This is a genomic window from Echinicola vietnamensis DSM 17526 (genome assembly GCF_000325705.1).
GTDB lineage: Bacteria > Bacteroidota > Bacteroidia > Cytophagales > Cyclobacteriaceae > Echinicola > Echinicola vietnamensis.
The window spans coordinates 674,630-699,654 of sequence record NC_019904.1; the positions used below are offsets into that span (position 1 = coordinate 674,630).

Below are 25,025 nucleotides of genomic sequence, written 5' to 3' on the forward strand. Positions count from 1 at the left end.
GTTTTTTTTTGTTTATTTTTGAGGCATATGTTTGTACTCACCAACCAAAACTCCATTGCCAACCATTACCTGGAAGGCCTTAGGGATATCTCCCAACAAAGTGACCGCCTAAAATTCCGTAGAAATATGGAAAGACTAGGTGAGATTTTAGCGTACGAACTCTCCAAATCATTGGAGTATAGCCCCCACACGATCACCACTCCCTTAGCTAACACCCCTTCGAATAGGCTTAAATCCTCCCCTGTGATCATCGCCATCCTCAGGGCTGCCATTCCATTTTACAACGGTGTCCTAAACTATTTCGACCAAGCAGATAGTGGTTTTATAGGAGCCTTTAGAAAAGAAGAAATACCTGGAAGTGAAGTGGAAATCGACTTCAGCTACTTGGCAGCTCCAGCGATCGAAGGAAAGGAAATCATCTTGGTAGATCCCATGTTGGCCACGGGAAAATCATTGGTCACCAGTGTCCAACAACTTTTAAAAAATGGGACTCCAAAAAACATCCACATTTTGGCGGCCATTGCTGCTCCGGAAGGATTGGAATACCTTAAGACCCACCTCGGCTTCCCTTATCAATTATGGCTAGGTGCCGTGGATGAAAAACTTAACGAAAAGGCTTACATCGTCCCTGGACTTGGAGACGCGGGCGATCTATCTTTTGGACCAAAACTTTAGCAAATCTTGATTTACGTATTAATTGTCATTGGCTTTCTTATCCTGTTAGCTGGCGGAAAAGCTTTGGTGGATGGTGCTTCGGCGATCGCCGCCAAACTCGGCATGAGTCCCGGAATGATCGGGATGACCATAGTAGCTTTCGGCACTTCTGCTCCCGAATTACTGGTCAGCGTCACTGCCGCCTTGAAAGGCACCAGTGATATTGCCATAGGAAACGTCGTAGGATCTAACATTTCCAATATATCCTTGGTGTTGGGGATTTCTGCATTGATCTACCCCATAAGGCTCAATTTTCAAATTCTTAAATTTGATTATTCCTTCACCTTATTTGCCACTGTTTTGTTCTACCTGCTGGCCCTGAACAATTGGATTTCCATTTGGGACGGGATCATGCTTTTTGCCTTACTGATCATCATCAACTGGTACTATTTCAAAAAATCTGATCACGTTCCCGAGGAATTTTCTACAACTGAAGCGGAAAAAGCCAAAAACGAGCCCCTTTTGAAATCCATAGGCTATATACTTGTGGGCATTTTGGGGCTGTATTTTGGAGCGGAAATGCTGGTCAATAATGCGGTCACATTGGCTCAGGAGTTCGGTATCAGCGAGCGCATCATTGGCGTTACCATCATTGCCATTGGCACCAGCTTGCCCGAACTGGCCACCTCGGTGATCGCTGCTCGAAAAAAAGAAACCGATATCGCCTTAGGCAATATTTTAGGCAGCAACATGCAGAACATTCTTTCCATAATTGGTGTTACTGCTATTATAAAGCCGATTGAAGTAAGTGACCTGTTTCTATCGACTGACTTTCTGTGGATGATTGGTTTTACCGTATTACTGTTTCCCATTATGCGGTCGGGCTATAAAATCAGCCGTTTAGAAGGCGGTATCCTACTTGTCGTTTACGGATTATACTTAATATTCCTCCTGTGAGCCAAATGCTTGAATATATTCTCCAATTTCTGGCCATCTATGCCGTTTGCCTTTTCAAATTTATCGGAGGCCCTTTACTGGGCAATGCCGCTAATTATAGCATTTTCGAAATCATATTGGTCACGGTATCGGGCATGATGACCAGTGTGGTAGTGTTTACTTTTCTAGGAGAATGGATCAAGACCAATTGGACTATTAAAATCCGTAAAAACAGAAAGAAATTCACCCCCAAAACACGAAAAATCATCCAAGTGTGGCAAAAATTTGGAGCAGCAGGCGTGGCTGCCATCACCCCGTTGGTGCTGACACCCATTGGAGGCACCATTCTATTGACGTCTTTTGGGGTAAGGAGAAGAAAGATCTTTTCCTACATGCTCTTATCCGCTATCTGCTGGTCCTTTATTTTGGGGATGTCCATTAATCAGCTCATGAAAATCCCCTTTTTGAAACAACTAATCGGTTGATTCTTCATCAGGAAGGATTTCAATATCCTGAATGAGGACCTTCTTGGCAATTCCTTTTCCTGTGAGTGTCGCCGCCAGTCCGCCCAAAGCAGTCTCTTTGTACTTATTTTCCATGCTGGCCCCTATCTCTCCCATTGCTTCTACGCATTCATCCACGGGGATGACTCCGCTAACATCGGCAAGGGCAATTTGGGCAGAACTGTTCGCTATGGCCGCAGCACTGGCATTCCTTACCACGCAAGGTATCTCCACCAGCCCCGCTACAGGATCACAGACCAAGCCTAACATACATTGGATGGTAATGGCTACGGCATTGAAGACCTGATCCGTATTTCCACCCAGGCAGTACACCATCGCTCCTGAGGCCATCGCCGCAGCAGACCCAGTTTCCGCTTGACAGCCTCCTACTGCTCCTGCCAAGCTTGCGTTTTGCTCAATGATCAACGCCACGCCAGCCCCAATCAAAAGCCCCTCCAGGACCTTATCGTCCGATAATCCATGAATCTCCTGTAACGTATACAATGTGCCAGGCAATATTCCTGATGCACCTGCTGTGGGAGCAGCTACCACCCGTCCCATACAACTGTTCACCTCCTTGGCTGCGAGCGCCCTGGAAATCAGTCGCTGGAACTCAGGGGACAGCACAGAAAGGGGATGATGATAGACCTTCTTGGCGCCATTGTTGATCATACCGGACCGGGAAACCATTTCTTCTTTAAGGCCTGTTTCCACCGCATCCTTCATTACCTTATAGGCACTTCGCAAGCCTTCCCATATTTGTTCCTCTGACTTGCCTCGCTGATCCTTTTCGTACTCCATCACAGGGGCATAGAGCGGGACATTTTTTGCTTCACAGTACTCCTTCCATCCTTGGAAAGTCTCAAACAGATAACTCATCTTCTTAGGGTTTATATTCTACATTCAAATTTCCACATTGCTCCCTACAAAACAAATTCCAATGGTTAAATCTTTGCTCACTGCACATCCACAAAAAAGCCTCCTGCTTTATCCAGCAGGAGGCTCCAATGTCATATCGGCTAAAACAGTCTTTTAATCAATGCTCTCTATCTCAGCCTTAAACAATATCGGTGTAAATGGCCTTACAATAACACTCAGGTAACCTTTTTCATAATAATCCTCTCTGATGGCATCAGGAAGCACCTGGGCAGTATTTCCAAATGCTGCTGCCGACGGTGAAATGATTTCGACCTTTGCTTCTTCGTGCAGGTCCTTGAACCCAATGTTTAGGAAGTCGTAGTTATCATCGTCTCCAAGCTTTGTGGTGACGGTATTATCAGTAACCTTTGAAAAAGCCTCGTCTTCACCCAAGGCAAACATCTCAAACGAAAACCTCAGGGTATTGCCATTTTTACTGGCATCGGAGGTTTCGTCTCCAGGATCTGTCACACGCACATACACGCCATCTTCCACGTTCTCAAAACCCTCCAAATTCTCCTGCGTCAGGTATTGCTGAATCATCTCATCCTCCAGGACAGCCACTTCTTGGGGCGCAAATATTTTCTCAAAGTGCACCCTGATCTTCATATGGGAATATTTCGGGATCAATTGCCCATAATTGTAATCCGAATAAGCCAAATACGAAGGCACATAAAGCTCCATCGTCTCTCCAACCTCAGCCATGGACACGGCCAAATTCATGGCAATAGGAGCCAGCGTTTGTCCTCCCACATCATACTTAAACATGATCGGTGCCCCATCCTCTTCCGTATGTGAACCGACAAAAGCCCCTTCAAGGGTTTCCATCTCATAATAGATCCCGATGATGTCCTCGTCATTGAACTTCTGCCCATCTTCGACATCCTCAATCAAGTCATAATAATATCCTGCAGTGGTCTTCTCCGCATCGATACCATTTTGGCTAATGTAATTGGCTAATTCTTGGTCCTCCTTTTTGACTTGCTTTTCATATGCTGATTCCTTGTCCTGCAGGCAAGAAGTCATCAAGACTCCTAAAGAAACCGCTATGGCGGTTGTGAAAACTCTCTTCATGTGTTGGTTAGTTTAATTTTATTTTTTGAACTGAAAATTCATCCTCAAATTCACTCCTCCAATGGAAAACTGTTGATTGGTAAAAGTCATGTTTCCAAGCGGGAGTTTATAATAGGGTTCTATGGAAAGGAACGTACCATTGTTAAGATTATATTCATAACCAAAAGACAGGTTTAACATTTTCCCAAGGTCCACATTTGACTGCTCGCTACCGGGGGTATATTCCTGCGAGTATTCCTGAATGGATTCACTAAATTGCAATGCTCCTGTAAAATCCTCGGTAAACTTGGATGCCACAGAAAAGGTTTCCACTCCTTTCTGGTCAAAATACACCATACTTGACAACCCAGTGATCAGAAACACATTGGCTCTTTCATTGTCCATCACCTTATACTTAAGGTTAATAGGAATATCCAGGCCATAATAACTCATGCTATAATCTGAGCCTAAATAATCGTTCGTGACGGCATTTGAATAATCACTGGAAGGGGCACTGCTCACCGCACGCATTTGCATGGATTCTGGGAGTTTATTCAACGTCTCCGGCTCCAATTGCTGGTGAGCATAGTTTACCCCTACATCCAACTTGATCCGGTCACTGATGGAAAATTCTGAAACCACGCCAGCTCCTAGCTGCATGCCTGAAATGGCATTTGAAGCCGCCTGAGGCCCCGCCTGAATCCCCAGCCTAAAAAGGCTTTCAAGACCTTTATCGTTCTGGATAATCGTATGGGTGTTTTTCGGTTCTTCCCCGCTATTATCGCCTTCCTTCCATTCATCTACCAACTGCTGTGCTACTTGTTCATCCATAGAAGGGGTACTGGACTGATCAGCTTGGTCGGTATTGGCGAGTGAATTAAATGCCTTCTTTTGGGAAGACACAGCCTCTGTCGCCCCTCCTCCGCTAGCAAAACCGGCTGGAAGTGGAAGGTGTGGATCTCCTGGTTTGAAATCCCTTCCTCCTAGCATAGCAATCGGTTCGGAAGTTTCCCGCTGAACAGTTGACTTGGCCGTTGTTTCCACTTTAAGACTGTCCACTGATGTTTGGGGTACAGAAGCAATCGTTGGTTCCTTGAGCTTACCTTGCTCATTGGTAGAATCCTCGACTGATTTCAGGATTTCATCCAGCTTTTTGCTTTTCTCTGCGATGCTTCCTTTTAGGTCTGTCACCCCTTTCTCAATCTCCTTTTCATAGGGATAAAACACAAACAGCAAGGTCAAAGATGCAGCAACAGCAGACAAAAAGAATGGCCACAAAACCAACTTTTTGCGCTTTGCTGGTTTGTTAAAATAGACATGGGAAAACTTCTCCCATTCTACTTGATCAAAGTCCTCTTCATGGTGATCGAAGGAGTTCTTGATCTTCTCCACAAGCCGCTTATCGAACTGCTCCTTCATCTTTTATTCGGTTTAACTCTGTTATTTTTTCTCTTAATCGTTGCTTGGCCCGGGCCAAATATGTCCTGCTCGTACTGGCAGGAATATCCAAAGACTCTCCAATCTCATTGTGATTATATCCCTCAATTTCGTACATATTAAAGATGATACGCATCACCTCGGGCAAATCCCGCAGGGCATCCAGGATATCGGCTTTGGATAGTTCATCGATAATGGAAGCATCATACGTTTTTGCAGATGCCTTTTCAATTTCCATTACCGCATAGTGCTTTACATGTTTCCGGTAATAATCAATGGATGTATTGATCACGATCCTTCTGAACCATGCTTTGAAAGAGCTGTTTTCCGAATATTGATGTATCCGGTCAAACGCCTTCATAAAGCTATCGTTCACGATTTCACATGCCTCCTCGCGACTATTGGAGTACCTCAGCGAAACGCTCATAGCATACCCGTAAAAATGCTTATAGAGCATTTCCAGGGCTTTGGGCTTACCATCTTTGGCTTCTTGAATGAGGTATTGGTCCAATCGACTGGGTTTTATGTGCTATGTTCATTTACAAGACGACAGCTAGGTAAAAAATGCTACACATGCCTTTAAAAAAAATTAATTTTCTTCCCTAAAAGAAGTGCATTATTCGTCAAACCTGAATAAATGAGGGCAATGGCCCGTCCAATAAGATGGAGCATAGGCAATTCCCTATCCTCCTCACCTCAAATTGGACGTTCCTATTTATCCCAAAGGATTGACTAAAAATTAAACGTTACGGACTGCACCACCTCATCGGAAAGGCTCAAGGCCACAGGGCAGGTCCTGGCAGCATTTTTCAACTTTTGAAGTAGTTTCGGATCCTCCAATGGATGTTCCCAGTTAAAATCAATGATGATCTCCTTGATTTTTCTAGGATTACTGTCCATTACCTTGGTCACTTCCCAGTTCAGGCCTGTAAGCTCGTGCCCCTCACGGTGCGCTACGATCCCCATAATGGTCACCATGCAGCTTCCCAATGCTGATGCTACCAAGTCAGTAGGAGAAAAAGCTTCTCCTTTACCCTTGTTATCCACCGGGGCATCGGTAATGATCTCCTTGCCTGATTGCAAATGCTGGGAGCTGGTTCTTAGATTTTCGAGGTAGGTGCTTTTAATAGTAGGCATAAACCTTTATTTTTATTTGAAGTTATCTAACATATAAAACAAAATTAGCGTATAATTCCTTAGAACATATGACAAAAGGAACAAAATATCTCATCCTCCTACTGTTACTGACTGCTCCGCACTTTTTAATGGCACAGGGCAGAGAAGCCGGAGATTATGAATACGACAAAGAAGTCCTCTTCGGTGTAAACAAAAACACAAACGGGGGACTGATCGGAGGATTATACCTAAAAATAGGCTCTCGGATCACCGAAAACACTTTTCAGTTCTTTTCCCTGGAAATGGCCAATGTCAAAAACCCAAAAGAAGCACGCTATAGCACCATCCTGGGCAATAGCTTTATTTATGGTAAATCAAATTACCTTTATAGCATCAGACCGCAATATGGACGAGAGCTCATTCTTTTCAAAAAAGCACCCCAGAAAGGCGTGCAAGTTTCCGTACTTTCAGCCATAGGTCCTTCTTTAGGCATCATAGCTCCTTATTATATTGAATATGCAACTTCCAATTCAGAAAGCACCCGGGTGCAATATGACCCGGAAGTTCACCAATCACTCGCCTATATATTAGGTCCTGGCCACCTATTTGAAGGATTGGGAGATTCTCAGCTGGCCATTGGAGCAAATGTAAAAGCGGCCTTGTCCTTTGAATTTGGGGTATTCAAATCTAATGTTACAGGATTGGAACTAGGATATGAATTGGAAGGTTTTACTAAAGAGATTCCCTTGATGCCTACAACAGATAACCGGCAACTATTTCAGTCGGTTTACTTTACCCTGTTCTACGGCTTCAGGAAATAAACCATTAATTGGTTTTGCTGTAACAAAACCTTAATTTTGCGATAAGTTAAGATAGTGAGATGATAGAACTACCCGTAATATCCGAAGAATCCAAAAAGCGGAAAAAGCCCGACTGGTTAAGAGTAAAGCTCCCCGTTGGAAAAGAATATGCCAAAGTCAGGAAATTAGTCGACGAACATAAACTCCACACCATTTGTGAAAGCGGCAACTGTCCCAACATGGGCGAATGCTGGGGTGCCGGCACAGCAACTTTCATGATCCTAGGCAATGTATGTACACGTTCCTGCTCATTCTGTGCCGTAGCCACCGGAAGACCTCCAGAATACGATACCGATGAGCCTCGAAGAGTAGCAGAGGCCATTAAGTTAATGGGGGTAAAACACGCCGTACTTACTTCTGTCAACCGTGATGAGCTCAAAGATAGGGGTGCAGAAATTTGGTACCAAACGGTCATCGAGACCAAAAAGCTATCACCAGAAACGACCATTGAAACGCTTATTCCAGACGTAAAATCCAATTGGGACGCGCTGTACCGTATGATTGATGGCGGTCAGGAAGTGGTTTCCCATAATATGGAAACCGTCGAAAGCCTTTACAGAAGGGTTCGCCCCCAAGCCAAATACTGGCGATCACTGGAGCAGATCAAGCTTACAAAAGAATATGGTAAAAGAACCAAAACAGGCATCATGCTGGGTCTTGGTGAAACCAAAGAGCAAGTCTACAAGGCCATGGATGACCTGGTCGAGCATGGCTGTGATATCCTGACGCTTGGACAATACCTCCAACCAACAAAAATGCACATCGAGGTGGCTGAATTCATCCATCCTGACCTTTTTGACCATTACCGTGAAGAAGGATTAAAAAGAGGCCTTAAGTATGTCGAGTCAGGACCTTTGGTAAGGTCTTCCTATCATGCCGAACGTCATGTAAACGTATAACGCATCGATTTCCTTAATATTTAGACATAAAAAACTCTTCACTTTTCAGCGAAGAGTTTTTTTATGCTTTACTTTTTATCACTTCTTATTCGCCTCCAAGTGCTTCTGCACCGGCCACAATTTCAAGAATTTCATTAGTAATGGCAGCTTGACGAGTTCTATTGTACATCAAACGTAGATCCTTCAGCAATTCCCCTGCATTTTCAGTGGCTTTATCCATGGCCGTCATTCGTGCACCGTGCTCAGACGCGTTACTTTCCAATACAGCTTTATAAAACTGGATTTTCAGGGAAGTAGGCACCAATTCCTGCATGATGTACTCTCGGGAAGGCTCCATGATATAATCCACATTAGTAGCAGAAGAAGGTGCTTCGGTTTCTTCCTGCTCCATCGGCAAGAACTGCTCGTTCCTAACCACCTGGGTAGCGACGTTTTTGAATTCATTGTACACCAAAATGACTTTATCATAAGTGCCTTTTTCAAATTCGTCCATGGCATATTCTGCCACCTCTCTTACTTTGTCAAAAGAAAGATCGGTAAACACTTGATAGTAATCGTCTACCAATTTCACTTCCCTCTTTTTGAAAATATCGTATGCCTTTTTGCCCAAAGGAAGTACGGTGATGTCTTTTCCAGCATACTCCGTACTGATGGCCGCAGATGCTGCCTTGATGATATTGGTATTGAAGGCACCACAAAGTCCCTTATCTGAAGTAACGGGAACGATCAATACGCTATTGACCTCTCTCTTTTCAGCATATACCAAATCGCTGCCTCCTTCAATTCCTGCAGAAACGTTGTTAAGAATGGCAGTTAATTTCTGAGAATAAGGACGCATTTGGATGATCTTATCCTGAGCTCTCCTAAGTTTCGCAGCAGCCACCATTTTCATGGCCTTGGTAATTTGCTGTGTAGAAACTACGGAATTGATCCTTTCTTTTACTTCCTTTAAGTTAGCCATATTTTCAAATAGAGAATAAGGGCTCCGCCATTAGGAGGCGGAGCAATTAATTATTTTGCGTACTTAGGTGTAAGTTCTTTAGCTGCTTTTTCAAGTAATTTACCAGCTGTATCCAAATCTCCCTTGGCCAAGGCAGTGATGGCCTCTTGGTATTGGGAGGTAAGCAATGTATAGAATTCTTTCTCAAATTCCCTTGCTCTTTCTACGGGCACGCTGTCCATCAACCCTTTGGTAGAAGCATAGATAATCGCCGCTTGCAATTCTACCTTTACAGGAGAATATTGTGCTTGCTTAAGGATTTCTTGGTTTCTTCTACCCCTCTCGATGGTCCGCTTTGTCGTCGCATCAAGGTCAGAACCAAACTTGGCAAAAGCTTCTAGTTCACGGAACTGTGCTTGATCAAGCTTCAAGGTACCGGAAACCTTTTTCATGGATTTGATCTGGGCACTACCTCCTACCCTTGATACGGAAATACCCACGTTAATCGCCGGACGAATACCCGAGTTAAAGAGGTTGGTTTCCAAGAAAATCTGACCATCCGTAATGGAGATCACATTTGTAGGAATATAGGCAGATACGTCACCTGCTTGGGTTTCGATAATCGGAAGTGCTGTCAAGGATCCACCGCCTTTCACCAAGGGCTTAAGGGATTCAGGAAGATCATTCATTTCCTTGGCAATGGTGTCAGAAGAGTTGATCTTAGCGGCTCTTTCCAACAATCTTGAGTGAAGATAGAATACATCCCCTGGGTATGCCTCACGTCCTGGAGGTCTTCTCAACAATAGGGATACTTCACGGTAAGCTACGGCCTGCTTGGAAAGGTCATCATAAACCACCAAGGCAGGACGACCGGTGTCACGGAAAAACTCACCAATGGCAGCACCGGTAAATGGTGCAAAGAACTGCATTGGAGCAGGTTCTGAAGCGGCAGCAGACACCACCACGGTATACGGAAGAGCACCACCTTTTTCCAAAGCGGCTACCACACCTGCCACGGTAGAGGCCTTCTGGCCAATCGCTACGTAGATACAGAATACCGGCTCTCCCTTATCATAAAATTCTTTTTGGTTAAGAATGGTATCGATGGCCACGGCAGTTTTACCTGTCTGACGGTCACCAATGATCAATTCCCGCTGTCCTCTACCGATCGGAATCATCGCATCGATAGATTTGATACCTGTCTGAAGTGGCTCATTTACTGGCTGACGATAGATTACACCTGGTGCTTTACGCTCCAATGGCATATCGTAAAGGTCTCCTTCGATAGGGCCTTTTCCGTCAATTGGTTGACCAAGAGTATCTACTACCCGGCCCAACATACCTTCACCTGCTTTGATAGACGCAATTTGCTTGGTTCTTTTAACGGTGTCTCCTTCTTTTACTTCTTTGGAGTCACCGAAAAGTACCGCACCTACATTGTCTTCTTCTAGGTTAAGTACCATTGCTTTAAGTCCGTTTTCGAACTCTAGCAATTCACCAGATTGAGCTTGGGATAGTCCGTAGATACGGGCCACACCATCACCAACTTGTAGGACGGTGCCTACTTCTTCCAGTTCAGCTTCCGTCTTAGCGCCTGAGAGCTGCTCTCTCAAGATCGCCGAAACTTCATCAGGTCTTACTTCTGCCATTCTTGAATATAGTTATATAGTTTTTCCTGTATTTAATTAAATCTGTTTCTCGTAATGATTATCCGAGAACTGTAATCTCAATGCCTTCAACTTGCTGTTCATCGACTCGTCCAGCTGGCGGTCGTTCACTTTCAAGACGAATCCACCGATGATGTTTTGATCTACCTTTTCTACCAACTCCACCTTAGGTTTTCCAGAAACATCCTTTACGACATCTGCAAACACCTTTCTGAGGTCCTCAGTCATCGGGAACGTAGTGGTCACCTGGGCCACTTGGATGCCTTGGCGTTGGTTATAAAGCTCTAGAAATGCTTTAGCAATATCAGCAATGATATCTTCCCGATGCTTGCGTGAAATGATATCATAGAAAGACAAGGTCAGCTCCTGAGCTGTTCCGGAAAATATCTTTTTGATCACTTTGGCTTTCACATCAGGCTTTACAATAGGGCTTCTGAGCATCAAGGCAAAATCCCTATTGGAACCTGCTACCTCGAGCAACGACTGCATGTCCTGCTGTACTTCCTTCAGTATACCTCTTTCATCTGCCAATTCCATTAAAGACTTGGCATACCTCGAAGCGACTCTTTTAACTGACATTTGCTACGATTAATTTAACTTAAGATCCTTAACAAACTCCTCTACCAATTCTTTCTGCGCTTCGTCACCCTCTAGGTTCTTGCGCAACAATTTCTCTGTTACTTCCAGTGCAAGCATTCCCACTTGGTTTTTCACCTCTGACAATGCTGCCTTTTTCTCTGTTTCAATTACCGCTTTGGCATCTTCAATCATTTTGGCACCCGCTTTGGACGCTTCCGCTTTAGCCTCTTCGATCATCTTTGCTGATGTCTCATTGGCTGATTTCAGAATCTGATCACGCTCAAGTCGTGCCTCTTGAAGCAGCTTTTCATTTTCTGCCTTGAGGTTAGCCATTTCGTTTCTTGCATTCTCAGCAGCCTTTAGGGCACCTTCGATAGCGGTTTCACGCTCGTCAAGTGCAGAAAGAATGGGTTTCCAAGCAAATTTGCCCAGGATAATCAATAAAATCCCAAAACCGATAATTTGCCAAATGATTAGTCCAGAACCAGGAATTATAAGATCCATCTATATAATATTTTAAACTGTTTTGTTCAAATGATAAAGTAGGGACGAGCCTAGCGCCCGCCCCCATTCTTTGTACTTCTTAGAAAGTGATGTTCTCGTTAAGCGCAATAAGTAGACATACTACCACTGCAAACAGAGATACCACTTCAATAAGGGCAGCAATGATCAACATAGCAGTTTGGATTTTACCAGCTGCTTCAGGTTGTCTTGCGATACCTTCCATAGCCTGACCACCGATTCTACCGATACCAAGTCCTGCGCCTATCGCTACAATACCAGCACCGATACCTGCACCCAAAAGTGCTAGGCCAGCAGACAACAATAATGAAGTTAACATACGTGTTATAATTTATAAATTGAACAAAGAAATTCTAGTGATGATCGTGCTCTGCTACTGCCTGTCCAATGTACATCGCAGAGAACAACGTAAATACATACGCTTGAATGGCAGCCACCAACAATTCAATCAAGTTGATAAACACTACCATTACCGTACTGGCTACCCCTACAGCATACGATTCAAATACGAAAATCAAACCGATAAAGCTGAGGATTACAATGTGACCGGCCGTAATGGCGACAAATAGTCGCACCATCAAAGCAAATGGCTTAGTAAACAAACCGATAATTTCTACCGGCACAATAACAATAAGTAACGGAAGCGGCACACCTGGCGTAGCCACCACGTGCTTCCAGTAGTCTTTGTTTCCGTTAAGGTTGGTGGCAAACCATGTAAATACGGCCAGCGTCATCGTCACTGCAATATTACCGGTAAGGTTAGCAGCACCAGGAACCAGCCCCATCAGGTTACCTACCAAGATGAAGAAAAATATGGTCAATAAATAAGGTGTAAATTTTCTGTATTTCGGGCCAATGTTTGGCTTGGCCACCTCATCCCGCACAAACAACACCAGCGGCTCGATGATGGATGCGATACCTTTAGGCGCTCCATGGGGATTTCGTTTGTAGTTTTTGGCCGTAGAAAGTATTGCCCAAAAGATCACCAATAAAACAAGGATCAGCATCGCCACGTTCTTCGTGATGGAAAGATCCACAAATGACCTGGACTCATCTACTGCGTGAAGCTTATCGTGCTCGTTAATGTAATAACCGTTGTGCTCCACACCAAAAGCGTGCGTCTCGTGATCTTGAAAATCGCTGGACATATAAAACTCCAACCCTCTATCACCGGAATAGATAATTACCGGCAGCGGAAGGGTCACATGGGTATGCCCAAAAGTAGCGAAATGCCATTCATGCGAATCCTTTATGTGGTGCATGATGAATCCCGTCTTGTTTTCACTTTCACCTTCCGCATCAGATGAAGCAAAAGCTGTAGTCGAGAGCGTCAGTAAAAACACTGACATCAAGGTGCTTAAGCACAGAATCTTACGAAGCATCAACTCAATTATTATAGACCTACTTAGAATGAGGGCGCAAGTTAGCTATTAAGCTGTATATATCAAACAACAAGTACAACAAATAGATGATAAAAAAATCCGCAAAAAACAAAATCTTATTGTCTATTTGAGTGAATAAACAAATAGCAATAAAAATAAGGCTTGCCAAAAACCTTATGATTGTTGCGCCCATAAGTATTGCAACGGAATTTTCTTTCGATTGTTTTAATAAAAATTGAATAAGCTGTCCGCTTACCAACATTACACCAAAGTAAAAAATGATGATCTGCCATATCCTGGAATGAACCCAATCAGGCTTGAGGAATTGTACCATTAACGTCAACAATACCACAAAAACCGTAAGCAAAAGCAATGACCCAATATGTGATTTGATAAATTTCATGAAGTCTCTGATGAAAATGAGCTGCAAAATTACGTATAAATTCTCATTTAATCAGCACAAACATCTTTGTCCAAAGGATCACTACGCCCTGTTATGTTACTTTCGAAGGCAAGTTTTGGGAAAAACTACTTCTTCATCGACACAAACAAGCTATAAAAGGCAATACCGATGGACACAAAGCAACATAAAAGCAGCCATACCGGGAATTTCATCTGGCTGCTTTCCTGGATGATCCACCCCAGCCAAGTTCCCAGCCCGATAATGGCACACATCTGAAAAGCCAGGCCTATGTATTTTACATATTCAGGATATTCACCCTGCGGCGACTTCTTTTTCGGATTTGGATTTTTCATTTTTTAGAGAGACCGTATTCGATTCACTTTTAGTCTGCTTTGCCGCATGATCGGTCATGCTGCATGCTCCATTGAAAACAGCACCATTTTCGATCACCAGCTTTTTGGTGAAAATATTGCCGTTAATGACAGCGGTCTTTTTGAGAAAAAGAATATCTGAACACCTCACCTCTCCTTCTACATTACCAGCGATCTCGGCTTCTTTGGTGTCAATATTGCCGATCAACTTTGCTGACTCACCGATAACGATTTTCGTCTTGGAACTTAAGGTTCCGTCTACTTTGCCTTCTATCCGGATATTTCCCTGCGTGATGATATCACCCTTGATAGAAGTTTCTTTTGCAATGACATTACTGGAGTTTACCATCTCCGCTACTGATTTTTTTTCTTCTCCCTTGTTAAACATAATTCCTAATCGAAGGTTATAAATTCTTGTGGGTCCAGAGGATTCCCTTTATACCATAATTCGAGGTGAAGATGCTGACCAGTGGTTTGTTCACCAGTATTCCCTACCACCGATATGACTTCGCCACCAGTCACCGGTTCTCCAACGGATTTCAATAATACAGAATTATGCTTGTAAATAGAAATCAGCTCGTTGGAGTGCTGCACTGCTATGACATACCCTGTCTCCAAGGTCCAACTGGCCAAGATCACTGATCCATCGGCGACAGATTTCACCGGTTCGTTTTCAGCTGACACCAAATCCACCCCCAAATGGTCCTTGGACAAATCAAACCTTGCCGATACCACACCTTTTATGGGCGAGAAGAAAAAGGTCTCCGTAAACGAACTGCTGTTAAGCTGCTGAAAACTGCCTTCATCTGGTGGCATCGCCTCAAATTCATCGATGATCTCTTGCGTAGCGGCGCCCTTTTTGTATAAGTCTTCACTCGTCGGAATGCGTACTGGATCATCACCTCCTGCCACAGGATTGACTTGCTTGGAAGAATCTGTTGCAGCCTCTCCCGAAATTATCTGCTGAATATTATGCAAGTAACGATCTTTTGCTTCTACTTCCACCAACAAACTGTCCACGGTCTGGGACAGGGAATATATTTTCTTCATGTTTTCGGATTCCTGATAAGCAGGGTCAAACCAACTGGCCAGCAGCGTCCGAGATAATATGAGTGAAATCATGAAAAAAACCAACAAAGTAAACACTAAAATAAGGCCCACTTTGATTTTGTTAATACTTAAGGAAGTGATGACAGAGAAATCTTCCTCTCTCCTAATGACGAAAAGGTATTTATTTTCTATCCAGTTTTTTATCCGTTGTTGTAATCCCAAAATATGTCAAGTTTACCTGATCGCCCAATATTACAAAATTACAAGATTAAACGTAAGCGTTTACATTATTGATTCAAAAACACTAATTTGGGAACTCGAAAACGATTTAAGCAGTGTGATGTGAGAAAGACCTCAAATTTTCTGATTTTTCTATTCTTCCTTTTGCTGGGGTGTTCTTCGGAAAGAAACACTTTTACCAATCGGCTTTACCATAATGTCACCGCCCGGTTCAACGCCTATTTCCTGGCAAAAGAGAAAATAGGGGAGGCGGAAGCAAGCTTTAAGGACGCCTATCAAGAGGATTATACCCAAGTGTTACCGGTGTACTTCCCCATCGATAGTGCCGCCGTGGATGCCAATGCAGAAAAACTGAACGAGGCCAGGGAGCTGGCCGGAAAGGCCATTGACTGGCACCGCATCAGCCAATGGGTAGATGACAGCTACTTCCTCTTGGGGCTGATCGACTACTATGAGGCCAACACCGATGACGCCATTAACACCTACAAATACCTCAATGTAAACAGCAAAGACGATGAAGTCCGCCATCAAGCCTTGATCCAATTGCTGAGGATCTTTGTAGAGCAGCGAAAGTTTGACGATGCATCCTATGTCATTGATTTTCTCTCCAAGGAAACGGATATTTCAAAGGAAAACAAACAAACACTTTACAAAACGCTCGCATACTATTATGAGGCACGACATGAAAAAGATGGGGTGATTGCTGCCTTGGAAAAGTGCATTGAACTGACCACTGACAACCACGAAAAATCCCGGCTCAATTTTATACTGGGACAGCTCTACCAGCGGGCAGGCTTCGATGCACTGGCCTATGATTTTTATAACGATGCTTCAGAAGGCAACCCTCCTTATGAACTCGCCTTTTTCAGCCAGTTATACGCCCAGCAGGTGGCAGAACTCGAAAAAAGCAAAGACCTTAAAAAGGTGCGGGACTACTACGACGACCTGTATAAGGACCGTAAAAACACAGACCTGAGGGACGTTGTCCTTTATGAAAGAGCTCTTTTTGAACTCAAACAACACGAGACGGAAGATGCGATCGACCTCCTTCATCGGGCAGCCCAAGAGCCTGGGAAACTCGAAAAACAAAAAGGCTATATTTACCAAAAACTGGCAGAAATATTCTTTGATGAAAGGGAAGATTATCGGGCCTCCAAATACTATCTGGATAGCGCGCTCCAGCACTTCAAACCGACAGATGCCAGCTATTCGGCCTTGTCTTCCAAAAAAGAAATATTGGACAGGTACACTGCCAATTATGAATTATTAACGGAAAATGACAGTTTGTTGAGGCTTAGCCAAATGTCTCCAGAAGCGCAGGAAGAGGTTGCCGAAAACTACATTCGTGCCGAAGAGGAACGCTTAATCGCCGAAGCCCAAGCCAAAACCGAGCAAAAGAACTCGGGAATTTTTGATAACCTCTTGGCCTTTGGCGGCAACACTGCTGCTTCTACCTTTTATTTTGACAACCCTACGGCGGTGCAAAAAGGGGAAATAGAATTTTTCAGGAACTGGGGCAATCGAGCCTTGGAAGACAATTGGCGCCGTAAATCCAGTAGTTTTGGGAACACCGTCTCCTCCGTCCCCACCACAACGGACACCACCGCAACAAAGCAAATCAGCCAAGAAGACAGCATTCGAGGTATTCTTCCGAATAAAGAAGCCCTACTGGCCAATATCCCCAAAGACCAGGAAAAGCTGGCGCAGCTAAACGACCAGATGGAAGGAGCCAGACTTGAATTAGGCAAAGTGCTGTTTTTCGATCTTGATAAACCGGACTTGGCCAGGGAGTACCTTACCGACCTGCTCCAATTCCATCCTGATTCTGAGAAAAAATCCGAGGCCTATTACACTTTGTACTTAATCGAGAAAGAAACGGGCGGAAGCACCGCGTACTATGTCAGCAGGCTGAACAATGAATTCCCTGATTCTCCGTTTACAAAATCAGTGAACAATCCCCTCAGTGAAAATTCAGGCACTGCTGCCAATAAAACGGCTGAGGCAAACTATAAAAAGGCCTATCATGCATTCCAGTCAGGAGACTACAACACGGCCAAAAGCCTCACCCAAACCACGCTGGACAACTATCCATTAACCTCTGTAAGCGACAAGTTAATGCTCTTGGACATCATGTTGACAGGAAAACTGGCAGCTGCTGAGCGCTATCAGGAGCGACTTGAAGAGTATATTGAAAATTCGGAAAACCCAGAACTCACAAAAATGGCAAGAAATATGCTAGAAGCATTGACTGGGGAGAAAGCCGAAATGCAGATGACCACTTCCGACACCACTGCCGTCAGTGATTCCTTAAGTGTAACCAAAACGAAGGAAGCCGTTGCCTCGGATAGTTTGGATGTTGAAAAACAAATATATAAGTTAAACAAAGCGCAAACCCATATATTTATTTTGGCCATAGATCCAGAAGTGATCACCGAAACCAAAAATTTAAGTGCAGAATTAGAGAACTTTCACGATAAGAATTTCCAAGATTCAAGACTAAGGACAGGGAATCTTTCCTTTACCCGTAATCAATCGATATTGCTGGTCAGCCCATTTTCCAATGCCGAAAAAGCCATGGACTACAGAAGGAAGTTCTTAACAGAATTTAAGTACCAAGGATTACCTGAGGAATTAAAAAAGCGTAGTTTTGTAATTTCAATCCAAAACTTCCAACAGCTAAACAAAAGAAAAGACATTGCTGAATACGAGGCCTTCTTTAAGTCCTCCTATTGATACGAACATGAGTAATAAAAAAAACACCACAACATCCCGATCCATAGCAGGCAAGATCATCAAGGTTCTTTGGATCGCCCTTTTCGCAGGTCTTTTTGGCTTCGCTATCTTTGTATGGTCCGTAAGTGTGGACTTTTTAGGTCTCTATGGGGACCTGCCGGACTTTAAGACCTTAGAGAACCCTGACAATGAATTGGCATCTGAGCTCTATTCTGCCGATGGCGTGCTATTGGGGAAATATTACCGGGAGAACAGGTCTCCTGTTTCCTACAACGAACTCTCCAAAAACCTGATCAATGCATTGGTCGCCACTGAAGACATTCGCTTTGAAGACCATTCCGGGATCGATCCAAAAGGTTTGGCGAGGGTGCTTTTCAAAACCATACTGATGGGACAAAGGAGCGCAGGGGGTGGCAGTACACTCAGCCAGCAAACCGCCAAAAACCTCTTTAAAACCAGGGGAGAAGCCTCTCAAGGCACGTTAAGCAGCGTCCCAGGCCTGCGGATGCTCATCATCAAAACCAAAGAGTGGATCGTGGCCACCCAGCTCGAAAAAGCTTATACTAAGGATGAAATCCTTACCATGTACCTGAATACATCAGAGTTTGGCAGTAATGCTTTCGGCATAAAAACAGCTGCCAAGACCTTCTTCAACAAAGACCCCAAGGACCTTAATATTCAGGAGTCCGCAGTGTTGGTAGGACTCTTCAAAGCCCCTACCTATTACAGCCCTGTCTATAATCCCGAAAACTCCACCAGAAGAAGAAATACCGTACTCAACCAAATGCGCAAATACGATTACCTTAATCAGGCGCAATACGATAGCATTTCCCAATTGCCTATCGAGTTGGATTATAATGTGGAGAGCCATAACAGGGGACTGGCCACCTATTTTAGGGAAATTGTGAAGTCAGACTTGCTCAAATGGACCAAGGAAAACCTAAAAGCAGATGGAAAGCCCTATGACCTATATGGCGACGGGCTGCGGATCTACACCACCATTGACAGCCGACTGCAGAAATATGCGGAGGAATCTGTTGATGAGCACATGAGGGAACTACAAGCTAAATTTGTCTCTGAGCTACGGGGCAGGGAACCTTGGGTGGACAGCGACAACCGAGTCATCCCTAACTTCTTGGAGACCATGATCAAAAGGACCGAGGCCTACCGTGTATTGGTCAATAAATATGGCGCAGATTCCGATTCGGTTAAAATCAAACTGAATGAAAAGAAAAATATGAAAGTGTTTTCCTGGGAAAAAGGGGAAATCGACACGGTCATGAGCTCCATGGACTCCCTTCGCTATTATAAAACCTTTCTGCAAGCAGGCTTTGTCTCCATGGATCCCCATAGTGGGCACATCAAGGCATGGGTAGGTGGGCTAAACCACAAATACTTCAAGTATGACCATGTCCGTGAAGGTAAGCGTCAACCCGGCTCAACCTTTAAGCCTTTCGTGTACGCTGCAGCTATTGAAAATGGCTATAGCCCTTGCTACACCGTCGTGGACCAACCTGTGGAAGTAAACATCCCAGGACAGCCTGCTTGGAGCCCCAATAATGCAGACGGCAAATTCACTTACGAGAAAATGACGATCCGACAGGCCATGGCCCAATCCATCAATTCCATCACGGCCTATATGATGAAACAGATCAGCCCAGAAGTGGTCGTTGAAACAGCCCATAGACTTGGCATCACCAGTGACTTGGATCCTGTGCCTGCTTTGGCCTTAGGGACGAGTGATGTATCGATCCTGGAAATGGTAGGAGCCATGAGTACCTTTGCCAACAAAGGAGAACATATCAAGCCTTATTATATCGACCGCATAGAAGATAAAAATGGCAATGTCCTTCATCAGTTCCCTGCTCGAAAAACCCCCGCCATGAACGAAGAGGACGCATACCTGATGCTGCACATGCTTCAAGGTGGTTTCGAAGAACGGGGCGGGACCAGCCAAGGCGTGCCGATGCACCTTCGCGAAGGCAATGAACTTGGTGGCAAAACCGGCACCACGCAAAACGCCTCTGATGGATGGTATATTGGACTCAGTAAAGATTTGGTTTCCGGTGTTTGGGTAGGCGGTGATGACAGGGCTATCCACTTCAGAAGCTGGATCAGTGGCCAAGGTGCACGAACTGCTCGGCCGATCTGGGTGAAATACATGACCAAAGTATATGAAGATCCTACCTTGGGTATTACGAAAGGGACTTTTGAAAAACCTGAACAACCGCTGAGTGTGGAATTGGACTGCGAAGAATACCAAATCCAGACCGATGAATATACGGACTTTGATTATGATCAACGTAGCAACGATTTCTAAAGGGCTACAGTCCTAAGCAACGTTTGAAAGTTATAAAAACAGCTCGCCAAGGGAGCTGTTTTTTTTATATTTGTTTTATGCAAAGTCCTTCATACAGCCCTGAAGAATACCAAAAACTCCCTGATGTTCCGGGGGTCTACAAATATTACAATGAGGAAGATAAACTCATTTATGTAGGTAAAGCCAAGAGCCTCAAAAAGAGGGTGGCCAGCTATTTTGTAAAAAGCACCGGGCTCAACCTAAAAACCCGTAGGATGGTCAAGGAAATCAGGCGAATCGAATTTACCATTGTCAATTCAGAGTTTGATGCGCTGCTGTTAGAAAACAACTTGATCAAAAAAAACCAACCGCGCTATAACATCCTGCTAAAAGACGACAAAACCTATCCCTATTTACTCCTTACCAAAGAGCATTTCCCTCAATTATATCCCACCCGGAAACTCATTCCTTCCCGTGGCACCTACTTTGGACCCTTCGCCAGTGTAAAAGCCATGAACAATATACTGGAACTGATCAGAAGTTTGTTTACGATCAGGACCTGTAAATTGGACCTCAATCCTTATAAAATTGCGGAGCAGAAATATAAAGTTTGTTTGGAATATCACATTGGCAATTGCTTGGGTCCCTGTGAGGGGCTGCAAGGAGAACCGGACTACCTAAAAGACATCGATCAGGCAAAGCATATCCTGAAGGGCAATCTCGGCATCCCGAAGGCTTATTTCAAAAGCAAGATGCAAGAAGCTGCTGAAGACCTTGCTTTTGAAAAGGCACAACGGTTCAAGGACAAACTGGATCTCCTTGAGAAATACCAGGCCAAGTCACTGGTGACCAATCCTCATGTCACCGATCTGGACGTATTTGCCATTGTCTCTGCTGACAAATTTGCCTTCGTCAATTACCTGAACATCAAAAATGGAGCGATCAACATTACCAAAACAGTAGAGCTAAAGAAAAAGCTGGATGAAACCGAGCAAGAGCTGTTGCTGACCGCGATCTTCCGTCTAAAGGACCAATTCCAAAGTGATGCAAAGGAGATTCTCAGCAATATTGACCTTGATGATCCCATCGAAGGACTTCACCTCACAGTGCCTAAAATCGGCGATAAACGAAAGCTGGTAGAGCTCGCGCTGAAAAATGCCATGTACTATAAAAAGGAAAAAGCATTGCTCAGCGGGAAAGCTAAAGAAAAGAAAAACCGGGTAATTCTTCAGCTCCAAAAGGACCTATCCCTCAAAGAGGCTCCCGACCATATCGAGTGTTTTGACAACTCCAATATCCAAGGAGCTTACCCTGTGGCCAGCATGGTTTGCTTTATGGATGGGAAACCAGCCAAAAAGGAATACCGTCACTTCCACGTCAAAACAGTAGAAGGCCCTGATGACTTTGCCAGCATGACGGAGATCGTAGGGAGAAGGTACAAACGGCTCCTTAAGGAAAACAAACCACTCCCCAAGCTGATTGTCATTGATGGGGGAAAAGGACAACTCTCCGCTGCTGTGGAAGCGCTAAAAAGCCTTGATATTTATGGTCAGGTTCCCATCATTGGCATTGCCAAAAAGCTGGAGGAAATCTATTTCCCTGGAGATTCTTTTCCGCTGCACATCGATAAAAAATCGGAATCCCTTCGCCTGATTCAGCGGGTTCGGGATGAAGCCCACCGTTTTGCCATTACCTTTCACAGGGACATCAGAAGTAAGGATTCCTTTAAAACGGCCTTGGATACCATCGAAGGAATCGGTCCTTCTACCTCTAACAAACTCCTAAAACATTATAAATCCTTGAAAAAAATCCGGGAAGCTTCAGAAGAAGACCTTGCTCAGATCATTGGCAAGGATAAAGCAAGTCGGATCATCAACTTTATAAAGCAAGAAAGCAGGTAACGTTAATTACCTGCTTTCTTTTTTTTACTGCATTCGATTAGGCTAACCGCTGAGGTTCTTTTACCATTCCCAAAGGCTATTTTCAAATTCCAGCAAATCATACTCAAACTTCAGCCCATCCAAATACGCTTGCAGTTCGGGATTGGGATTCTCTGGATTGACCATGTCTGCAATCAAGGCATCGTCTGCATTGGAATACTTCCTGACCACGGACTTAAACAGCCTTAGGTCAAACGCCTGACTGTAGGACAAATCCTTAGAAGTATTTTGGAAATTGATCCATTTTGCTTCTGGATGATTTTTAAAATATTCGTAAAAGTCCTTGAAACGAATGTATGCAATGCTCTTCTCGCCTGCATTGGCATTGGTCTGAGAAGGCATCACCAGATGAATGTACTTCACATCAAATTTCACCTGCGAATGGTGCTTATCAAACAAGAAGTCTTCCTTAAAGTCCAAGTAATACAGGTTTTTCACGAAAATACTGTCCCCATTAGCGGACATCCAGAAGTTGTTCTGGAAATCTGCAATAGACAGTGGCTCGGTAAATTCCTCATCGGCAAACAACTCAAAAGCGTTTTCCTCTGTCACCGCCTTGTAGATACTGTACATGATGCCATTTCGTTTGGTATCTCCAGTACCGTACAGCGGGTGGTTGTACTTTTCACGAAGGTCTACCCTTCTCCATACCCCGATCTGATACATTTTATCATCCTCCCGAATGGGATGGGCAGAAAAAACGGTATCCACTTCAAACTGTCTATCTCCCGTGACCGAGGGATCCACACTTGTAGATCCTGTTTGGCCAAAAACCCGAGGGCTGACAGCCATCAATATCACCATCAGGAATGGAGCTATGTATTTCATTTCAATTCGTTTCATAACCATATGTTTTTCTTCTCAAAGAAAATACCGTCAACCACACTCCGATTACTTGATAGCAATCCGTTCAATATGGTTCACATTACTTTTAATCTTTTGACCTTGGAAGTTTGTACGCGTTACTTCGGTCACTTGAATTACCAAATTGTCACCGCTTCTGGCAGCGGCAAGTAATTGCCTGATCGCTACATCTTCACCATTAATGTTGACCTGTTCCCGAGGCACTTCATTTCTCAGAAGTTTTACTACACCTCCAGACACCTGAAACCTCGCGTCCTTCGGCATGGTCCTGCCAAAGGTAGGTTCCGGTACCGCTTTTATTTTAAGCTGAGAAGGCCCAGGAGCAGGAAAGGGAACGCTCATATCGATCTCCTTATCTCCATTATATGCCGCAATGGTCGGTGCCGGTACTGGACGGATATCATACGTAACCGTGCCGATTTTTGCGCCACCACTGCTTACGCCAATATTGACTTTTCCTGAATTGGCCGGGATAATGGTCACATCACCGGGATTACTGCCCTTGATCGCCTGACCATTGGTCACCGCGAATTCCGGGGCGTAACTGTTGCCCAATGCAGGAACTTTAATGCTCAGTTCGTTAGCACACTGTGCATATAGCTGCTGGATAGCTTCGGCTGTCACCTCGATGGTCGGATTGGCCACGAAGTATTCATAGTTCACATTCAAAAGACTATCCTTGCCATCAATGTTCACCACTACTTCACCTTCCAAGGTGCGCTTTGCCAAGCCTCTATCATCATAGCTATCTGCCGGACCAACAGGGAAGCTGATTTTACCAAATCCATTTTCCACCGGAATCTCTTTTCCGTTTACACTCATCTTAGGCTGAGCCGAAGAGGAGGCGGAAGCAATAAATAGGTTTCCTTCAAACTTGGTACCGGCTGCCACGATATTGGAATTGGCAGAGACCATGGGCTCGAAGATATCCGCTTTATAATAAAACGATCCCAAAGAACGGGTTAGTGCCCCCAGCGATTCTGACTCGATGTTGAGGACTTCATTTTGGTACTGGCTGATAATGGCCAAAACCGCTCCAATAGGGGATTTAACGAAATTCAGGTTCACAAAATCCTTGTACCTTACATCAGGATCATTTTTAAACATGTCAATTTCGTTGGCATCCTTAGCGATTTTTTCAAATTCCAAAGGAATTCCTACTCCACTCAATAATGCTCCAATCTCCTCTGGGTACCGGTTAAGACGCTCCTGCATCTCGTACCCTTTCTTGTTATTATTGAAGATATTCCCTGCTATATCCGTGTTTTTCAAGGCACTGTTTTTATACTGGCCTTCATCGTTCTTTGCATTGGACTGCGTGATCAGTTCCTGCTTAAGCCCCTCCAGATAAGAAAAGATTTCAGAAGTCTTTTCCCTGATCTGCTTGGCAGCTTCTACCTTGGGCAGGTCCTTTTCATTGTTGCCTTGCTGCTCTACCGTTCCTTCGATATTACTGACAATCGACGCGTTCTTTTCAATATAGTTCTTGGAAGTTCTTTCCAAACCATCATTCAGAAGAATGAACTTCTGCAATATCTGATTACTTACTTGTAGCGCCAAAAGAGCGGTCAGAACGAGATACATCATCCCGATCATCTTCTGCCTTGGCGTCTCTTTTCCACCGGCCATATATATCCAGTTAAATTATTAGTCCTACAA

At 44.2% G+C, this 25,025-nt stretch carries 24 protein-coding genes; 8 read left to right on the top strand and 16 right to left on the bottom strand.

Annotated features, from left to right (window positions below; genetic code table 11):
* Positions 1 to 27: 27 nt before the first annotated feature.
* Genes upp through ECHVI_RS02895 form a run of 3 tightly spaced genes read left to right on the top strand, consistent with a single transcriptional unit; the run spans position 28 to position 2,075 of the window.
* Complete coding sequence (gene upp / locus ECHVI_RS02885) at positions 28 to 675, top strand: uracil phosphoribosyltransferase (RefSeq protein WP_015264441.1); 648 nt, start codon at positions 28 to 30, stop codon at positions 673 to 675.
* Between the two features lie 6 nt (positions 676 to 681).
* On the top strand, positions 682 to 1,611 hold the full coding sequence (locus ECHVI_RS02890; RefSeq protein ID WP_015264442.1) for a calcium/sodium antiporter: 930 nt from the start codon (positions 682 to 684) through the stop codon (positions 1,609 to 1,611).
* A 5-nt stretch (positions 1,612 to 1,616) separates the two neighbouring features.
* Positions 1,617 to 2,075 carry a hypothetical protein gene (locus tag ECHVI_RS02895; RefSeq protein ID WP_015264443.1) on the top strand — a complete coding sequence of 153 codons (459 nt, stop codon included), beginning with the start codon at positions 1,617 to 1,619 and terminating at the stop codon, positions 2,073 to 2,075.
* Here ECHVI_RS02895 and sdaAA read toward each other — a convergent pair.
* The 5 genes from sdaAA to ECHVI_RS02920 all read right to left on the bottom strand — a co-directional run bounded on the left by sdaAA (position 2,064) and on the right by ECHVI_RS02920 (position 6,638).
* The gene (sdaAA, locus tag ECHVI_RS02900) at positions 2,064 to 2,972 is read right to left on the bottom strand and encodes an L-serine ammonia-lyase, iron-sulfur-dependent, subunit alpha (protein WP_015264444.1); all 909 of its coding nucleotides are present in this window, start codon (positions 2,970 to 2,972) and stop codon (positions 2,064 to 2,066) included. The genes ECHVI_RS02895 and sdaAA overlap by 12 nt on opposite strands.
* A gap of 153 nt (positions 2,973 to 3,125) precedes the next feature.
* Positions 3,126 to 4,085: an FKBP-type peptidyl-prolyl cis-trans isomerase gene (locus ECHVI_RS02905; protein ID WP_015264445.1), complete on the bottom strand. Its 960-nt coding sequence runs from the start codon at positions 4,083 to 4,085 to the stop codon at positions 3,126 to 3,128.
* Positions 4,086 to 4,103: 18 nt separating this feature from the next.
* Positions 4,104 to 5,483 (bottom strand): hypothetical protein, encoded by a 1,380-nt coding sequence (locus tag ECHVI_RS02910; protein WP_015264446.1) that lies wholly within the window; start codon positions 5,481 to 5,483, stop codon positions 4,104 to 4,106.
* Positions 5,464 to 6,012 carry an RNA polymerase sigma factor gene (locus ECHVI_RS02915; RefSeq protein WP_015264447.1) on the bottom strand — a complete coding sequence of 183 codons (549 nt, stop codon included), beginning with the start codon at positions 6,010 to 6,012 and terminating at the stop codon, positions 5,464 to 5,466. Before ECHVI_RS02915 ends, ECHVI_RS02910 begins: the two co-directional genes overlap by 20 nt.
* Positions 6,013 to 6,233: 221 nt before the next feature.
* Entirely contained in the window at positions 6,234 to 6,638 is a 405-nt protein-coding gene (locus ECHVI_RS02920) for an OsmC family protein (protein ID WP_015264448.1), read from the bottom strand.
* A gap of 68 nt (positions 6,639 to 6,706) precedes the next feature.
* On the opposite strand from ECHVI_RS02920, the gene ECHVI_RS02925 reads away from it, so the two are divergent.
* Both ECHVI_RS02925 and lipA read left to right on the top strand, forming a co-directional pair.
* Positions 6,707 to 7,438 carry a hypothetical protein gene (locus ECHVI_RS02925; RefSeq protein WP_015264449.1) on the top strand — a complete coding sequence of 244 codons (732 nt, stop codon included), beginning with the start codon at positions 6,707 to 6,709 and terminating at the stop codon, positions 7,436 to 7,438.
* A 59-nt stretch (positions 7,439 to 7,497) separates the two neighbouring features.
* Positions 7,498 to 8,376, top strand: coding sequence for a lipoyl synthase (gene lipA / locus ECHVI_RS02930; protein WP_015264450.1), 879 nt, complete (start codon positions 7,498 to 7,500; stop codon positions 8,374 to 8,376).
* An 85-nt stretch (positions 8,377 to 8,461) separates the two neighbouring features.
* Here lipA and atpG read toward each other — a convergent pair whose 3' ends face one another.
* From atpG to ECHVI_RS02980, 9 genes are all read right to left on the bottom strand, one after another.
* A complete protein-coding gene (gene atpG / locus ECHVI_RS02935; protein ID WP_015264451.1) occupies positions 8,462 to 9,337 on the bottom strand; it encodes an ATP synthase F1 subunit gamma in 876 nt (291 codons plus the stop codon).
* Positions 9,338 to 9,387: 50 nt separating this feature from the next.
* Entirely contained in the window at positions 9,388 to 10,965 is a 1,578-nt protein-coding gene (gene atpA, locus ECHVI_RS02940; protein WP_015264452.1) for a F0F1 ATP synthase subunit alpha, read from the bottom strand.
* Positions 10,966 to 11,001: 36 nt separating this feature from the next.
* A complete protein-coding gene (gene atpH / locus ECHVI_RS02945; RefSeq protein WP_015264453.1) occupies positions 11,002 to 11,562 on the bottom strand; it encodes an ATP synthase F1 subunit delta in 561 nt (186 codons plus the stop codon).
* Positions 11,563 to 11,571: 9 nt separating this feature from the next.
* Positions 11,572 to 12,066, bottom strand: coding sequence for a F0F1 ATP synthase subunit B (locus tag ECHVI_RS02950; protein WP_015264454.1), 495 nt, complete (start codon positions 12,064 to 12,066; stop codon positions 11,572 to 11,574).
* A gap of 79 nt (positions 12,067 to 12,145) precedes the next feature.
* Positions 12,146 to 12,403 (bottom strand): ATP synthase F0 subunit C, encoded by a 258-nt coding sequence (gene atpE / locus ECHVI_RS02955; protein WP_015264455.1) that lies wholly within the window; start codon positions 12,401 to 12,403, stop codon positions 12,146 to 12,148.
* Between the two features lie 34 nt (positions 12,404 to 12,437).
* Complete coding sequence (gene atpB / locus ECHVI_RS02960) at positions 12,438 to 13,466, bottom strand: F0F1 ATP synthase subunit A (RefSeq protein WP_015264456.1); 1,029 nt, start codon at positions 13,464 to 13,466, stop codon at positions 12,438 to 12,440.
* Positions 13,467 to 13,994: 528 nt separating this feature from the next.
* Complete coding sequence (locus ECHVI_RS02970; protein ID WP_015264458.1) at positions 13,995 to 14,222, bottom strand: AtpZ/AtpI family protein; 228 nt, start codon at positions 14,220 to 14,222, stop codon at positions 13,995 to 13,997.
* Positions 14,182 to 14,628, bottom strand: coding sequence for a bactofilin family protein (locus ECHVI_RS02975; protein WP_041738280.1), 447 nt, complete (start codon positions 14,626 to 14,628; stop codon positions 14,182 to 14,184). The genes ECHVI_RS02970 and ECHVI_RS02975 overlap by 41 nt, the downstream gene beginning before the upstream one ends.
* A 5-nt stretch (positions 14,629 to 14,633) precedes the next feature.
* On the bottom strand, positions 14,634 to 15,512 hold the full coding sequence (locus ECHVI_RS02980; protein WP_015264460.1) for a M23 family metallopeptidase: 879 nt from the start codon (positions 15,510 to 15,512) through the stop codon (positions 14,634 to 14,636).
* A gap of 120 nt (positions 15,513 to 15,632) precedes the next feature.
* Here ECHVI_RS02980 and porW point away from each other — a divergent pair, with 120 nt between their 5' ends.
* From porW to uvrC, 3 genes are all read left to right on the top strand, one after another.
* Positions 15,633 to 18,263 carry a type IX secretion system periplasmic lipoprotein PorW/SprE gene (gene porW, locus ECHVI_RS02985; protein WP_015264461.1) on the top strand — a complete coding sequence of 877 codons (2,631 nt, stop codon included), beginning with the start codon at positions 15,633 to 15,635 and terminating at the stop codon, positions 18,261 to 18,263.
* Between the two features lie 7 nt (positions 18,264 to 18,270).
* Entirely contained in the window at positions 18,271 to 20,583 is a 2,313-nt protein-coding gene (locus tag ECHVI_RS02990; protein ID WP_052331399.1) for a penicillin-binding protein 1A, read from the top strand.
* 77 nt (positions 20,584 to 20,660) lie between these two features.
* Positions 20,661 to 22,463 (top strand): excinuclease ABC subunit UvrC, encoded by a 1,803-nt coding sequence (uvrC, locus tag ECHVI_RS02995; protein WP_015264463.1) that lies wholly within the window; start codon positions 20,661 to 20,663, stop codon positions 22,461 to 22,463.
* Positions 22,464 to 22,523: 60 nt separating this feature from the next.
* Here uvrC and porN read toward each other — a convergent pair whose 3' ends face one another.
* Both porN and porM read right to left on the bottom strand, forming a co-directional pair.
* Positions 22,524 to 23,306 carry a type IX secretion system ring subunit PorN/GldN gene (gene porN / locus ECHVI_RS03000; protein ID WP_245553499.1) on the bottom strand — a complete coding sequence of 261 codons (783 nt, stop codon included), beginning with the start codon at positions 23,304 to 23,306 and terminating at the stop codon, positions 22,524 to 22,526.
* 87 nt (positions 23,307 to 23,393) lie between these two features.
* Positions 23,394 to 24,995 (bottom strand): type IX secretion system motor protein PorM/GldM, encoded by a 1,602-nt coding sequence (gene porM / locus ECHVI_RS03005; protein ID WP_015264465.1) that lies wholly within the window; start codon positions 24,993 to 24,995, stop codon positions 23,394 to 23,396.
* Positions 24,996 to 25,025 lie beyond the last annotated feature (30 nt).

What these genes read in the sequence shown, in the direction of transcription:
- upp (WP_015264441.1), top strand. Translation starts at nt 28, where the DNA reads ATGTTTGTACTCACCAACCAAAACTCCATTGCCAACCATTACCTGGAA.
- ECHVI_RS02895 (WP_015264443.1), top strand. Translation starts at nt 1,617, where the DNA reads ATGCTTGAATATATTCTCCAATTTCTGGCCATCTATGCCGTTTGCCTT.
- sdaAA (WP_015264444.1), bottom strand. Translation starts at nt 2,972, where the DNA reads ATGAGTTATCTGTTTGAGACTTTCCAAGGATGGAAGGAGTACTGTGAA.
- ECHVI_RS02905 (WP_015264445.1), bottom strand. Translation starts at nt 4,085, where the DNA reads ATGAAGAGAGTTTTCACAACCGCCATAGCGGTTTCTTTAGGAGTCTTG.
- ECHVI_RS02910 (WP_015264446.1), bottom strand. Translation starts at nt 5,483, where the DNA reads ATGAAGGAGCAGTTCGATAAGCGGCTTGTGGAGAAGATCAAGAACTCC.
- ECHVI_RS02920 (WP_015264448.1), bottom strand. Translation starts at nt 6,638, where the DNA reads ATGCCTACTATTAAAAGCACCTACCTCGAAAATCTAAGAACCAGCTCC.
- ECHVI_RS02925 (WP_015264449.1), top strand. Translation starts at nt 6,707, where the DNA reads ATGACAAAAGGAACAAAATATCTCATCCTCCTACTGTTACTGACTGCT.
- lipA (WP_015264450.1), top strand. Translation starts at nt 7,498, where the DNA reads ATGATAGAACTACCCGTAATATCCGAAGAATCCAAAAAGCGGAAAAAG.
- atpG (WP_015264451.1), bottom strand. Translation starts at nt 9,337, where the DNA reads ATGGCTAACTTAAAGGAAGTAAAAGAAAGGATCAATTCCGTAGTTTCT.
- atpA (WP_015264452.1), bottom strand. Translation starts at nt 10,965, where the DNA reads ATGGCAGAAGTAAGACCTGATGAAGTTTCGGCGATCTTGAGAGAGCAG.
- atpH (WP_015264453.1), bottom strand. Translation starts at nt 11,562, where the DNA reads ATGTCAGTTAAAAGAGTCGCTTCGAGGTATGCCAAGTCTTTAATGGAA.
- ECHVI_RS02950 (WP_015264454.1), bottom strand. Translation starts at nt 12,066, where the DNA reads ATGGATCTTATAATTCCTGGTTCTGGACTAATCATTTGGCAAATTATC.
- atpE (WP_015264455.1), bottom strand. Translation starts at nt 12,403, where the DNA reads ATGTTAACTTCATTATTGTTGTCTGCTGGCCTAGCACTTTTGGGTGCA.
- atpB (WP_015264456.1), bottom strand. Translation starts at nt 13,466, where the DNA reads ATGCTTCGTAAGATTCTGTGCTTAAGCACCTTGATGTCAGTGTTTTTA.
- ECHVI_RS02970 (WP_015264458.1), bottom strand. Translation starts at nt 14,222, where the DNA reads ATGAAAAATCCAAATCCGAAAAAGAAGTCGCCGCAGGGTGAATATCCT.
- ECHVI_RS02975 (WP_041738280.1), bottom strand. Translation starts at nt 14,628, where the DNA reads ATGTTTAACAAGGGAGAAGAAAAAAAATCAGTAGCGGAGATGGTAAAC.
- ECHVI_RS02990 (WP_052331399.1), top strand. Translation starts at nt 18,271, where the DNA reads ATGAGTAATAAAAAAAACACCACAACATCCCGATCCATAGCAGGCAAG.
- uvrC (WP_015264463.1), top strand. Translation starts at nt 20,661, where the DNA reads ATGCAAAGTCCTTCATACAGCCCTGAAGAATACCAAAAACTCCCTGAT.
- porN (WP_245553499.1), bottom strand. Translation starts at nt 23,306, where the DNA reads ATGGTGATATTGATGGCTGTCAGCCCTCGGGTTTTTGGCCAAACAGGA.
- porM (WP_015264465.1), bottom strand. Translation starts at nt 24,995, where the DNA reads ATGGCCGGTGGAAAAGAGACGCCAAGGCAGAAGATGATCGGGATGATG.